The organism is Sunxiuqinia sp. sy24 (genome assembly GCF_052677165.1).
This window is the reverse complement of the sequence record NZ_JBQYLH010000006.1, coordinates 36,316-50,026: the sequence shown is the minus strand read 5'-3', so window position 1 is coordinate 50,026 and position 13,711 is coordinate 36,316. Positions and strand designations below refer to the sequence as shown.

Genomic DNA, 13,711 nt, shown 5'->3' with positions numbered 1-13,711 from the left:
TCAAAAGAAATCATACTATGAAGAATAAAATATTATCTATCCTTTTAGGTTTGTTGGTTTGCACTAATTTGTTTGCTCAGGAAGAAACCGCTGGAGTTAAAGAAAAGGATAAACCTGTTCGGTTTGCCTGGGAAAGCGGTATGCTGATTGATCAGCAAACTTCGCAAATATCAACAGCAAAGACACTGGAAATGGTTATTCAGCATAAATTTGGCTCCATTGATAATGGAAGTTCTGATTTATGGGGTATTTATGCTCCTGCTGGTAATATCAGACTTGGGTTGAATTATGTAGTAGCCAACAACGTGCAAATTGGCTGGGGAATCTCCAGAAGAAATATGTACAATGATTTTAATGCTAAATGGACAATTCTGGAGCAAACGCGTAAAAATAAGGTTCCTGTATTTGTAACAGTATATGCCAATGCCGCCATTGACGGAATGGATCGTGACGATCTGGAGCTTTATAACTACGATATGCCTTATGCCAGATCCCGCTTCAATTTAAAGTCTCGCATGTCATATTTTGCCGAGTTAATTATTGGCCGTAAAGTGACCAATGCTTTGTCGGTGCAGGGAGCAGTGAGCTTTTCGCACGCAAACTTTGTTCCGCAGTGGCAGGATCACGACCGGGTTGGACTTCACTTTAACGGTCGTTTGAAAGTGAGTCCCCAGGGAGCTATCATCTTTAACTTTGATGCTCCTCTGCAAATTGATGATCTCTCAGAACAAAATCCGGGCTGGACTTCGGAGAACACTCCGGGCTGGGATGGTCCTTATCATCCTGAACCAAATTTATCATTTGGTTATGAGGTGTCGACAAGTACACATGCTTTTCAAATCTACATGGGAAACTCTCAGGCGATGTTGTTGCAAGACATGATGATTAATAATTATAATGGCATTGATTTTGATAACTTTGCTATAGGGTTTACAATTACCCGTTTGTGGAGTTTTTAATTGACATTTAAAATTGAGAGATATGAAAAAGCACAGAAGTTTATTGACATTCATTGTCATCGTATTTGTAGGCGGTTTTTTACTGTCGTTTGTAACTGTTCAAGATAAGGTAGCATCAGCGCCGTGGGATATTCCTGAAAAGTATCAGAAGATGGAGAATCCGTATGTTGGCGACAAGTCGTTGGATCGGGTAGGGAAAATTCTCTACATCAAACATTGCCGTTCATGCCACGGAAACACGGGCGAAGGCGATGGACCTAAAGCGGCCAGCATGAAAACAGAGATTCTGTCATTCACTTCAGAGAAATTTCAGGAGGAAGCTGATGGCGTAGTGTATTACCAATCAATTATTGGGCGGGATGAAATGCCTAACTATGAAAGCAAAATTCCGGAAGAGGAAGACCGCTGGGCGGTGGTAAACTACATTAAATCAATGAAGAAGTAAGAACCAGATAAGCCGGAAGTAGTAACTTCCGGCTTTTAACCTTCACAAAAATGTCAATTTTAATCAGGAGTATTTTACTCATCGCATTTCTTTCAGTTGGGATTGTATCCACGGGGCAGATAAAGGAAATGCCCGCCGAAAATAGTCATTGTTTAAATTGCCATGCCAATCAGACTTATTCTTTTTATAACGATTGGTTGGAAGTAGAAACCAAAAGGATGATGAATCCTTTCTACATTTTAGATTCAACAATCATGGTAACGGGTGTTCATGGCGAATTTAGTTGTACCGACTGCCATTCTCCCGATTACGAAACCTATCCACATAACGCCGAACTTAAGCTGGAACCACTAGCCACTTGTCTTGATTGTCATGGTGGCGATGAAACTTATGCAGACTATCAATTTGATAAAATTGAAGAAGAGTTTCATAAAAGTGTTCACTTCCAGAAAAGCGGTGAGAGTTTTACATGTTCCAAATGTCATAATCAGCATTATTATCGGGCAACCGCACGGACGAGCAGCAATGTTGCCGAAATTGTCTCATACAACAACAACATGTGTTTATCATGTCATGATGATGTGTTGAAATATCAAACGGTATCAGCCGAAGAAACGCCACAACTTAGTCAGGTGCATGATTGGTTGCCTAACCAAAAGCTGCACTTCGACAATGTACGATGCATCGAGTGTCATACGGTTGTTGTCGATTCATTCTTGGTATCGCACAACATTTTACCCAAAGAAGAAGCTTTAAGAAATTGCAATGAGTGCCATTCATCCAATTCCATGTTGAAAGCATCGTTGTATAAATATGAAAATCTGCAGGCTCGTTCCGAAGAAGGAAAGATTGGTGCCATTCTCACCAATGAGGCTTATGTGATCGGTGCGAATCAAAATCCGTTATTGAAGTTGTTGAGCTTTATTCTTTTTGGCTTGGCATTCGCAGGGATCGCTATTCACTGGATTTTCAGAATCGTTAAAAAAAGTAAGTAATTATGACTGCTGAGAACAACAAAATATACTTGTACCCGCTATGGCTTAGAATTTGGCATGGAGTCAATGCCTTGGGAATTATTCTATTGATTTTAACCGGGATACGACTGCAGTATTCCGAACTAAGCCTGCTTCCGATGGATTTTGGTTTGGCCGTTCAAATGCACAATATTGCAGGGGTAATTGTAACACTGAGTTACTTCGTTTTTTTTATTGGTAATTTGGTTACTCCTAATAAAAAATACTATAAGATTAAACCTAAAGGCTTGGTAAAGCGGTTGACCAAACAGCTCAATTATTACATCTCAGGTCTGTTTAAAGGCGAAGAGAGTCCGTTTCCGATTTCTGAAAAAAGAAAGTTTAATCCACTACAAAAGTATGCCTATATTTTTGTGATGTATTGCTTTGTCCCAATGGCAATTGTTACCGGGGTCGCCTTGCTTTTTCCTGAGTTGATTATTGAACAGGTTTATTCTGTTAGTGGAATCTTTTTAACCGCCATTTTGCACGGTTCTGTCGGTTTTTTAATATCCATTTTCTTGTTGATTCACTTGTATGTTGCTTCAATTGGCAAAAATCCTTTGGATAATTTTAGAAGCATCATCAATGGATATCATGATGTGCATTCAACTGAAAAAGACAAGAAAAAGGTTTAGCAGCCCTCTGTTATGGCTATTTGGAAGAGCAGGATTTTGATTTGGTATTAGGTAGTTCAGGCTGATTCGGCCCTGAATGAGTTAGGATATTTGCAAAAGGAATTACACTTACTTTTAAAACTATCTCCATGAAATTACCACAATCTGTTAGAAATTTAACTTCGGTTATTGGTGCCTCAATCGCTCTGATAAGTTTACTCATTATCCTGTTCTTATTTAGTATCTCAGCCTTATTCGATATCGGTAGCTCATACCTGGGCATCTTCATTTACATTGCCTTGCCCATGGTGTTGGTGCTTGGCTTAATCCTGATTCCTGTTGGAATAATAAAAGAGAAAAATCGATTAAAGAAGTATCCGGATGAGGTTCATGTGAAAGACTGGCCTGTTATCGATTTTAATCAGCCAACGGTACGCAATGCTTCCATCATTTTTGTGGCTGGCACGATTTGTTTTTTAATCCTTTCAGCCATAGGAAGTTACGAAGCTTTTCATTTAACAGAGTCGGACGAGTTTTGCGGTAAATTGTGTCACCAAGTGATGGAGCCCGAATATACGGCTTATCAGGAATCAGCCCATGAGCGTGTTGGCTGTGTGGAATGTCATGTTGGCTCGGGAGCAGGTTGGTATGTGAAAAGTAAAATGTCGGGTTTGTACCAGGTCTATTCGGTTTTGTTTGACAAATACCCCCGGCCAATCGAAACGCCTATTCACAGTTTGCGGCCGGCACGCGAAACCTGTGAAGAGTGTCACTGGACAGAGAAGTTTTATGCCCGCAAAATCAACACAAAAAAATCGTATCTAGCGGATGAAAATACGACAGAGTGGGATATTCATCTGATGATGAAAACCAGTGCTACTTACAGTGCTCAGGGGCTTCAGGAAGGAATTCACTGGCATATCAACCCCGACATCAAAATTGAATATCGGGCAGTGGACGAAGGACGGGACTCCATTCCATGGGTTCGCTATACAAACTTAAAAACAGGCGAAGTTAAAGTTTACCGGGATGAAGCAGTTGCGATGCCCGACTCTGATATAGAAACAGTGGAGCTTCGAACCATGGATTGTATTGATTGTCACAATCGCCCCTCGCATAATTACTTGTCGCCCGCCAATTTTATCGATGATTACATTACCTCTGGCGAAATTTCAAGAGAATTGCCGGATATCAAGGTGGTTGCCATGGATGCTTTGAGTACCGAATACCCTACGGTTGATAGTGCCATGAATGGCATTGATGCCTACGCAAAGGAGTATTACGAAATTATGTACCCTGAAGTGTTGAAGGAGCAAAAAGAACTTTACGATCGAGCTTTAGAAGCGATCAAAACAGGCTATCGGAAAAATATATTTCCGGTGATGAAGGTCAACTGGACGGTCTATCCAAACCATTTGGGGCATCTTGAAACCACCGGTTGTTACCGTTGCCATAACGACCGCCATGAAACAGCAAAAGGAGAGATTATTTCACGTGACTGTAATCTTTGCCATGATATTCTAGCTCAGGGGACGGCCGACCAGCTGGCCTTCGGAACATCAGCCAGTCCGCTGGAATTTGAACATCCGATTGATATCAATGAAAAGTGGCGTACAACATTCTGTTCCGACTGTCATTTTAGTTTGTATTGATCAGAATATTTGATTATTTTGGAGCTGAATCGTTGAAGTAAAAATAGAATTTGAAAAAGATAGTAATTACTTCAGCCTTGCATGAGGTTGGAGTAATTTTTTGTTAAAAGGTAAGATCAATTAGATCGAAAATTATCACTTAAGCTTGTGGAGAATGAAAAGAATAAAATCTGCTCTGTTTTCAATGTTAACCAGCTCATGTCTGGTCGTTATATTTGGGGTGGCGATAGCCTATGCTACTTTTTTAGAGAATGACTACGGTACCCAAACAGCAAAAATATTAGTTTACAATGCCTTGTGGTTTAATATTCTATTAGGTGTAACCGCAGTCAACTTGGTTGGTGGCTTGTTTTACTATAAAGCTTTCCAGCTGAGGCGTTGGAGCATGGTGCTCTTTCATCTGGCATTCATAGTTATCCTGATTGGAGCAGGCATTACCCGTTTTTATAGTTATGAAGGGATGATGCATATTCGTGAAGGCCAGGATTCGAATCAATTAATATCGACTAATACGTTTATACAGGTTGAAGCGTCAACAGAAGCTGCAACGAGTCGGGACGATTGGGAGGTGATGTTTTCACCCTACACCGGTAACCAATTTGACAAGTCGCTGGAGCTTGGGGGCAATGAGCTGGAGATTGAGGTGCTGGATTATGTTTCCTCGGCACTAGAAAGTGTTGTGGCCGACGAAGGAGGGAGTCCGATGCTTTCTTTTGTCCTCGTTAATCGGAATGCATCTCGAGATGATGTTGTGTTGGAGCTAAACGAGGAAATTACTCGCAATAATTTTCGGGTTAGCTTCGAAGGGAAAAATACCAATTCATCGATTTATCTGAGGCGTTCGGCTGATAGCCTTCTTTTGAAAGCGCAAGATAGTATTCAAGTGGTAGCGATGAACGGAAATGTGGAGCAGACTGTTGCTCCAGGAGACGAAATTTCATTGAAAAGTCAGGGCATGTATCAATTGGGGAATCATATTTTTGCGCTGAAAGCCTATTATCCATTTGCTCGGAAAGTGTTGTCGCGCGTTACCGGTGCTGCAGCTGCTCAGGCCAGCGATGCCATTATGGTTGATTTAAAGCTAAATAGTCAGCAAAAACAAGTGGCGGTATTTAAAAATTCAGGCGAGCAGGCAAAAACCGCTCAAACCCGTTTGGGTGATGTGGATGTTAAACTGAGCTTTGGCCCCAAATTGATAGAACTCCCGTTTAAAATTTTCCTGAATGATTTTCAACTCGAGCGCTATCCGGGCAGTATGAGTCCCTCGTCCTATGCCAGCGAAGTAACGCTAATTGATCGACGCAACCAGCTTGAAATGCCTTATCGGATTTTCATGAACAACATTCTGGATTATGATGGCTTTCGCTTTTTTCAGTCTTCTTATGATACAGATGAAAAGGGCACGGTTCTTTCTGTGAGCTATGATTACTTAGGGACGGGAGTCACTTACGTGGGTTATTTCCTAATGACCTTGGGGATGCTAGCTACTTTTTTCAATAAAAAGAGTCGTTTTCAATCGCTCTTGCGTTCAAGTGTCCGGTTGAAAAACCTGAAAAAGAAGAGCTTTTTCGGCTTTCTTTTAGCCGTATTAATGGTGTCTCCGGCTATTGTTAATGCCCAAAATGGCAACATGGTTAAAATTGACAAGGACCACCTGAAGCAGTTTGAAACCTTGCTGGTGCAAGATACCAAAGGGCGTGTTGAGCCCGTTAATACATTGGCCTCAGAAGTTTTACGCAAACTGAACAAGAAAAACACCTTTGAAGGACTGAGTGCTTCGGAAGTGTTCTTGGGAATGAGTTCCCGTCCGGCTGCCTGGCGAAATGTGCCAATTATCCGTATTAGCAATGGAGAACTCCGTAAGCGATTGGGGTTTCGGGACGAATATGTTACTTTCAACCAAATGCTGGATCCGAATACCGGAGTTTACAAGCTACAGCAGCTGGTCGATGAAACCTATCAAAAGCAACCCACCCAGCGAAATAAGTATGATAAGGAAATCATTAATGTGGATGAGCGAATGAATATCTGCTATCAGATTTTTCAGGGCGATTTTCTGAAAGTATTTCCCATTCAGAACGATGAAAATAACAAGTGGGTTGGCGAGAAGGAGTTTTATAAGAAGACTGCTAGCGAAGGAGGAGAAGAACGCTTGTTGACCGATTATTTTCAGGCTGTAAATGAAGCGATCAGCCGGGGCAGTTTCGGAATGGCTGACCAGAAGTTAAATGCCTTAAAAGATTTTCAACAAACTCATGGGAATGAAATTATTCCCAGTCAGGCAAAAATAAATTGGGAAATCCGCTATAATAACTGGAATATTTTTGGATGGCTGTCCAAGATCTGCGGAGTGGTGGGTTTCTTGCTGCTGATTACTCATCTGCTTGGGATCTTCAACGAAAAATTAAAACTGAAAAGAATATTGAGTGCAGGAACATGGCTGGTTGCAGTTGTTTTTGCTGCCTATACAGCCGGATTGGCGCTCTTGTGGTATATTGCCGGCCATGCACCTTGGAGCAATGGGTACGAAACCATGCTTTACATTGGTTGGGCCTCGTTGCTGACGGGGTTTGTTTTTCTGAAGAGATCGCATATTACTTTGGCGGTTACCACTATTCTGGCTTCCTTAATCTTAATGGTGGCCGGTATGAGTTGGATGAATCCCGAAATCACGAATCTGGTTCCGGTTCTGAAATCGTATTGGCTGATTGTTCATGTGGCCGTTATTACGGCAAGTTACGGCTTTTTGGGTGTGGCTGCGTTGGTTGGCTTCCTGAACCTGATTATCATGACGCTGCGTAAACCTGGAAATCTGAAGAATACCTCATTTACCATTGTTGAACTGGCTATCATTATTGAATTAAGCATGATTGTTGGTTTAATCCTTTTAACCGTAGGTGCATTTATCGGTGGAGTGTGGGCCAACGAATCGTGGGGCCGTTATTGGGGGTGGGATCCGAAAGAAACTTGGGCTTTGGTCACCATTCTGGTGTACTCCTTCATTATCCACCTGCGCAAAGTACCAGGCATGTACAACCATTTTGTGCTTAGTGCATTGGCTTTAGCTGGTTTTAGTTCAGTTCTTATGACTTTCTTTGGAGTGAACTACTATTTGTCGGGAATGCACTCGTATGCTCAAGGCGATGCGCCAGCCATTCCAAGTTTCGTTTATGTCGCTGTTGCGGTCGTGTTTATTGCAATCTTTTTGGCAGCCCGATCAGAGAATAAATATGGCGATGCCGAAAAGGTTGTGAAGCTTGAAGCGAAAGACGAGTAAGGCTGGAGTCGAATTGTGCAAAACTCGGGTTGGAATATTCCCGGTGAGTTCAGTTGTAAAAATCAAAAAATAGTAAAAGCCAGTAGCTGTTTTAGTTGCTGGCTTTTAGTATGTTTCGGGCCATGCCCCGGAAAATAAAAAGATGAAAAGGCCAGGATAAGCCCCAATAAAAGCGACCCCAGACCCCAATAGGACGATAAGTAGCAGTTTGTATCAGGCGGTTTTCATTGCCCGATTGCACAATTTTAAATTCAAGCCAGGCTTCTCCCGGAAGCTTCATTTCAGCATAGAGCAGCAAGCGCTTTTTTTGTTTATCGGCCAGCAGCACCCGCCAAAAATCCAGCGCATCGCCATTCATGATTTCATCGGGGTTGGTGCGCCCACGCCGTAAACCAATGCCCCCGGTTAGCTTATCCATGTAGCCTCTTATTTGCCAAAGCCAGGTGCCATAATACCAGCCATTGTCACCTCCGATTGACCAGATGGTTTGCAGTACTTTATCCGGATTCTGTGTAAAAGTTACCGACTGTTTATTCCAGTAGCATCCATAGTTCGGAACATCAATTTGATCGGCATAATTTGGATTGAACTCGGTCGAACTCAAAGCATCTTTCCAACTAGAGAATACCTGGTTTTGACGGATTTTCGTAAAGGCAGCTTCAACGGCCTCGCGGTAGGTCATGGGCTCAATCTGAAGCATTTCGGCTAGTGAATTTTCTTTGGCAATCACTTCGACCTTTAAGCTGTTAACCAGGTTAATGGCTAGTTTGTAGGAGGTAGAAGTAATGAAGAACAGCCAATAGGAGGAAAGCCGCGGTGTCATGATAGGTAGGGTGACGATGCGTCGTTTTAGTTTCCGGATTTCAGCATATTGGAGCAGCATATCTTTGTAGGAAAGAATATCTTTTCCACCAATATCAAAAGATTGGTTAAAGCAGCTTTCGTTGTTTAGCACGCCAACCAGAAATTTCAATACATCGCGAATGCTGATCGGGTGGGATAGGGTGAGTACCCATTTGGGGGTGATCATAATTGGCAACTTTTCAACCATATCACGGATAATTTCAAAGGAAGCGCTTCCCGACCCAATAATGATGCCGGCATGCAAGGATGTCAGCGCGTAATCGCCTTTTTCAAGTTCCTTTTCCACATTTAGACGCGAACGCAAGTGCTTGGAAAGGTATTTGTCGTTGGATATTCCCCCCAGATAAATCACCTGCCTCGCTTTCGATTGACTGATCAGATTTCTGAAATTGCGTGCTGCTGTTAGTTCTAATTCTTCAAAATCACCGGAAGTAGAAGCCATGGAGTGAATCAGGTAGTAGGCTACATCAATTTCGCGGGGAAAGTCTGACTGATTGTTTGCACTGAGAAAATCGATTTCCACCAGTTGGACTTGCGGATGATTGGTCCATTTTTCTTCCACACGGTCCAGGTTGCGTACACAGCAAATTACGTCATGCTTTTGCTCCAGTAAAAGGGGCAAAATGCGCTTCCCCACATAACCAGTAATGCCTGTTAGTAATATTTTCATGTTTTGTCTTTGAAGTTTTAACAATCAAAAGCGCAAAATGATGGATCATTGATGGTTGAACAAGCGATATGTTCTAACTATTAGGGGGCGCATATCTTCTGATTAAACGAAAAACCTGTTCGGCAGTGTCACTAATCAACTCAGGTGCTTGCGTTAGACTCTCCTCCAAAGAAAGTGGCCCGTTGGGGAGTGCAAACAGCGAACTGAAGCCTTCGTGGTAAAGTTCATGGTAACGGTCACCTAACAAACCGGCAAAACCAATACATGGTTTGCCATATTTGCGGGACAGTTGAACCACGCCCCACGGTGTTTTTCCTTGTTTGGTTTGATGATCGATTTTTCCTTCTCCGGTGAAGACAAGATCTGCCTCTATTATGGCTTGTTCAAGTCCGGTTTGTTCACTGATGATGGAAAAGCCGGGGCGTAGCATTGCTCCGGCAAAAGCGACCAGACCAGCACCCAAGCCTCCGGCAGCTCCGCCGCCCGGTAGTTGTGAAAGATCAAGCTGCAAGTCTTTCTGAATGATTAGAGCCAAATGTGTTAAGTTTTTATCGAGTTGTGATACCATTTGCGGTGTTGCTCCCTTTTGCGGTCCATAAACGGCAGATGCGCCGTTGGGACCGATAAGCGGATTGTTCACATCGCAGGCCACTACAATTTCCGTTTGTTTCAAAATTGGCAATACGGATGATTGGTCAATGTGACGCAACTGATCTAAATGACCACCTCCTTCAGTAATTTCCTGATTGGTTTGATCCAGAAAATGATAGCCGAGTGCCCGAGCCATTCCAGTGCCTCCGTCGTTGGTGGCGCTACCGCCAATGCCGATGATGAGCTTGCGAGAGCCTCTCCGCATGGCATCTTTCATCAGTTGGCCGGTGCCTCGGGTTGTTGTTGTCAGCGGATTTCGGTCTTCAGAGCTTAGAAGCTCAATGCCGGAAGCCGTTGCCATTTCAATAACTGCAGTCAGCCCGTTGTCCAGCATGCCGTAGCTTGCGTCAATCTCTCGTCCCAAAGGATCAGTAACCCGGCAGCTTATTTGTTGGCCTCCTTCCATTGCTAGCATGGTTTGTACAAATCCTTCACCGCCATCGGCAACCGGAATGCTTCTAATTTCTGCATATTTATCTACTCGCTTGATTCCTTCTGCCATGTGACGAGCGACCTCGGTGGCGGACAGGCAATCTTTAAAGGAATCGGGAGCCAGGAGTATTTTCATTTCAGTTTGATTTTGAAGTTAAATTTAGCAGAATGAATTGAATTATCCGCAACACGCAGGATGATGCTAGAATTTGAACGATTTAGAATGATTCGGAAGTGCTGATAGATGATTGTTTTTATTGGGGCTTTCTTCTTTTAGATTGAGATTGTGGAGATTGTTTTCATATTGCTATTTTTGTGCGCGTAAATTACTGTCAAACCTAAATTAACTCAAATAATGAAACTTCAACTTGTAGTTCTTCTGCTTCTGTTTTTTGTTTCTACGATTTTTGCCGCTAGGGTCGACACCCTGAAACTGGAAAGTGCCGCAATGACTAAAACGATTCCAATTATGGTCATTCTTCCCGATAGTTATCATTCTGATAACGGAAAGCTTCCCGTTGTTTATTTGCTGCATGGCGCAGGAGGCAATCATACTGATTGGGTGAGTAAAGTTCCCACGATAAAAGCGTATGCCGATCAGTATAATCTGATTATTGTATGTCCTGATGGTGGTTTTACCAGTTGGTATTTTGATAGCCCGGTTGATTCGGCGATGCGATACGAAACCTATGTGTCAAAGGAATTGGTGAGCGCGGTTGATCAACAGTATCGAACGATTGCAGAACCTGCTGGTCGCGCCATTACCGGGCTGAGCATGGGGGGACATGGCGCTTTTTACCTGGCATTTCGTCATCAGGATGTGTGGGGAGCTGCCGGAAGTATGAGTGGGGGACTGGATATTCGACCTTTTCCAAACAACTGGGATATCCCGAAACGATTGGGAAGCTATGCCGACAACAAGGAGGTGTGGGAGGGAAATTCGGTCATCAATCTGATTTATTTGCTGGACGGACGAACGTTGAAGCTGATTTTTGATTGCGGCGTGGATGATTTCTTTTACGATGCTAATCAGCGAATGCACCAAAAACTGCTGGAACGAAATATTCCGCATGACTACACCGAAAGGCCTGGCGCACACAATTGGGCGTACTGGACCAATTCAGTGAAATACCATTTGTTGTTTTTTCATGATTATTTTGAGAAGAATCAATAAACATGTCCGCTCATTTTTACCTTGAATCCGCTTGGTTTTAATTGGGCATATGGGACTTAGGTTTTCGATGCGAGTTAATCAGACCAACTCTTTTTTTCTATAAGTACAGAGATACTCAAAAGCTGATTTGTTCGGGCTTTCGGTTTAAATTTACTTTAAATCATAGGATGTCGCTAGAACAACATGTCCATTACTGCAATTTTGGGTTATTTTTGCAGCAGATGATTCGAAAATTAAATAGTAATACGATCCTAAAAAATTAATAACATGACCATTAGTGCATTACAAAAAGCCAGGGCTCAATACCAGCCTAAACTTCCAAAATCATTGAAAGGTGCCGTTAAACTTGTAGAGGGTACTGCAACAGAATCAGTTGCCGATCAGGAAGACATCAAAGACTTATTTCCGAACACTTACGGAATGCCTATCATCACCTTTGAAGAAGGTACTGATGCTGAAAAATTTTCTGCTGTAAATGTTGGTGTTATCCTTTCCGGTGGACAAGCTCCCGGTGGACACAACGTGATCTCAGGTATTTTTGATGGAATTAAAAAACTGAATGCTGATAGCAAACTATATGGATTCCTGGGTGGTCCGGGAGGATTGGTTGATCATGATTACATTGAAATTACTGCCGAATACCTTGAAGCTTACCGTAACACCGGAGGTTTTGACATCATTGGATCAGGTCGTACTAAGTTGGAAGAAGAAGCTCAATTTGACAAAGGTCTTGAGATCTTGAAAAAATTGGACATCAAAGCATTGGTTGTTATCGGTGGCGATGACAGTAATACTAACGCTTGTGTGTTAGCTGAGTACTACGCTGCTAAAAAGGCAGGTGTTCAGGTAATTGGTTGTCCTAAAACAATTGACGGTGACTTGAAAAACGAAATGATTGAAACTTCATTTGGTTTTGATACAGCCGTAAAAGTATATGCTGAATTGATTGGTAACATCCAGCGTGATGCTAACTCAGCAAAAAAATATTGGCACTTTATCAAACTGATGGGACGTTCAGCATCGCACATTGGTTTAGAAGCTGCCCTGCAAACACAACCAAACATCACCCTGATTTCGGAAGAAGTAGCTGAGAAAAAGCAAACGTTAGACGAAATCGTGGAGTACATGGCTAGTATTGTTATTAAACGTGCTGAAAACGGTGATAACTTCGGTGTAGCTTTGATTCCTGAAGGATTAATTGAGTTTATTCCTGAAATGAAAATTCTGATTGGTGAATTGAATGATTTGCTGGCAGAAGGAACTAAAACCGCTGAAATCTTCCAGGGAGTTAAAAGAAGCTACCGTCGTGAGTGGGTTGCTGAAAAAATTTCAGCAGAATCAGCCGCTGTTTTCCGTTCATTGCCATCAGGGATTGCAAACCAATTGACTTTGGACCGCGATCCACACGGAAACGTTCAGGTTTCGTTGATTGAGACTGAAAAACTGTTGGGCGAAATGGTGAAAGCCAAATTGGCTGAGTTAGCAGAAAAAGGCGAGTTTAAAGGTAAATTCGGAACTCAGTACCACTTTTTCGGATACGAAGGTCGTTGTGCTGCTCCTTCGAATTTCGATGCAGACTACTGCTACTCTTTAGGAACAACAGCATCTGTGTTGATCGGTGAAGGAAAAACAGGTTATATGTCAAGTGTGCGTAATACGACTTCACCGGCTGAAGATTGGATCGCTGGCGGAGTGCCCATTACGCAAATGATGAACATGGAGAGACGTCATGGCCACATGAAGCCGGTAATTCAGAAAGCTTTGGTTGAGCTGGATGGCGCTCCATACAAATACTTGTTAGCCAACCGCGACAAGTGGGCTACTGAGACCAGCTATTTGTACCCGGGACCAATTCAATACTGGGGGCCAAGCGAAGTTTGTGACCTTACGACAGTTACCTTGAAACTGGAACAAGAAGCAAAGTAATTTGCTGATTAAGCGATATCAAAAACCCTCT

Annotated in this window: 10 protein-coding genes; 8 read left to right on the top strand and 2 right to left on the bottom strand. The window is 42.6% G+C overall.

All coding sequences use genetic code 11. From position 1 onward, the window contains the following. Window positions 1-17 precede the first annotated feature (17 nt). The 6 genes from ACUNWA_RS07045 to ccsA all read left to right on the top strand — a co-directional run bounded on the left by ACUNWA_RS07045 (window position 18) and on the right by ccsA (window position 7,963). Entirely contained in the window at window positions 18-959 is a 942-nt protein-coding gene (locus ACUNWA_RS07045; RefSeq protein WP_445591185.1) for a DUF5777 family beta-barrel protein, read from the top strand. Window positions 960-981: 22 nt separating this feature from the next. Beyond that, window positions 982-1,404: a c-type cytochrome gene (locus ACUNWA_RS07040; RefSeq protein ID WP_445591184.1), complete on the top strand. Its 423-nt coding sequence runs from the start codon at window positions 982-984 to the stop codon at window positions 1,402-1,404. 50 nt (window positions 1,405-1,454) lie between these two features. After that, the gene (locus ACUNWA_RS07035; protein WP_445591183.1) at window positions 1,455-2,399 is read left to right on the top strand and encodes a cytochrome c3 family protein; all 945 of its coding nucleotides are present in this window, start codon (window positions 1,455-1,457) and stop codon (window positions 2,397-2,399) included. A gap of 2 nt (window positions 2,400-2,401) precedes the next feature. Next, window positions 2,402-3,055 (top strand): cytochrome b/b6 domain-containing protein, encoded by a 654-nt coding sequence (locus tag ACUNWA_RS07030; protein ID WP_445591182.1) that lies wholly within the window; start codon window positions 2,402-2,404, stop codon window positions 3,053-3,055. Window positions 3,056-3,183: 128 nt separating this feature from the next. After that, complete coding sequence (locus tag ACUNWA_RS07025) at window positions 3,184-4,686, top strand: cytochrome c3 family protein (protein ID WP_445591181.1); 1,503 nt, start codon at window positions 3,184-3,186, stop codon at window positions 4,684-4,686. Between the two features lie 154 nt (window positions 4,687-4,840). Continuing rightward, entirely contained in the window at window positions 4,841-7,963 is a 3,123-nt protein-coding gene (gene ccsA / locus ACUNWA_RS07020) for a cytochrome c biogenesis protein CcsA (protein ID WP_445591180.1), read from the top strand. Between the two features lie 91 nt (window positions 7,964-8,054). On the opposite strand, the gene ACUNWA_RS07015 is transcribed toward ccsA, so the two are convergent. Both ACUNWA_RS07015 and ACUNWA_RS07010 read right to left on the bottom strand, forming a co-directional pair. Beyond that, a complete protein-coding gene (locus tag ACUNWA_RS07015) occupies window positions 8,055-9,497 on the bottom strand; it encodes an SDR family oxidoreductase (RefSeq protein ID WP_445591179.1) in 1,443 nt (480 codons plus the stop codon). Between the two features lie 73 nt (window positions 9,498-9,570). After that, window positions 9,571-10,716, bottom strand: coding sequence for a glycerate kinase (locus tag ACUNWA_RS07010; RefSeq protein WP_445591178.1), 1,146 nt, complete (start codon window positions 10,714-10,716; stop codon window positions 9,571-9,573). Window positions 10,717-10,935: 219 nt separating this feature from the next. On the opposite strand from ACUNWA_RS07010, the gene ACUNWA_RS07005 reads away from it, so the two are divergent. Both ACUNWA_RS07005 and ACUNWA_RS07000 read left to right on the top strand, forming a co-directional pair. Continuing rightward, on the top strand, window positions 10,936-11,754 hold the full coding sequence (locus tag ACUNWA_RS07005; protein WP_445591177.1) for an alpha/beta hydrolase: 819 nt from the start codon (window positions 10,936-10,938) through the stop codon (window positions 11,752-11,754). 267 nt (window positions 11,755-12,021) lie between these two features. Beyond that, a complete protein-coding gene (locus tag ACUNWA_RS07000; RefSeq protein ID WP_445591176.1) occupies window positions 12,022-13,680 on the top strand; it encodes a diphosphate--fructose-6-phosphate 1-phosphotransferase in 1,659 nt (552 codons plus the stop codon). The last annotated feature ends 31 nt before the right edge of the window (window positions 13,681-13,711 follow it).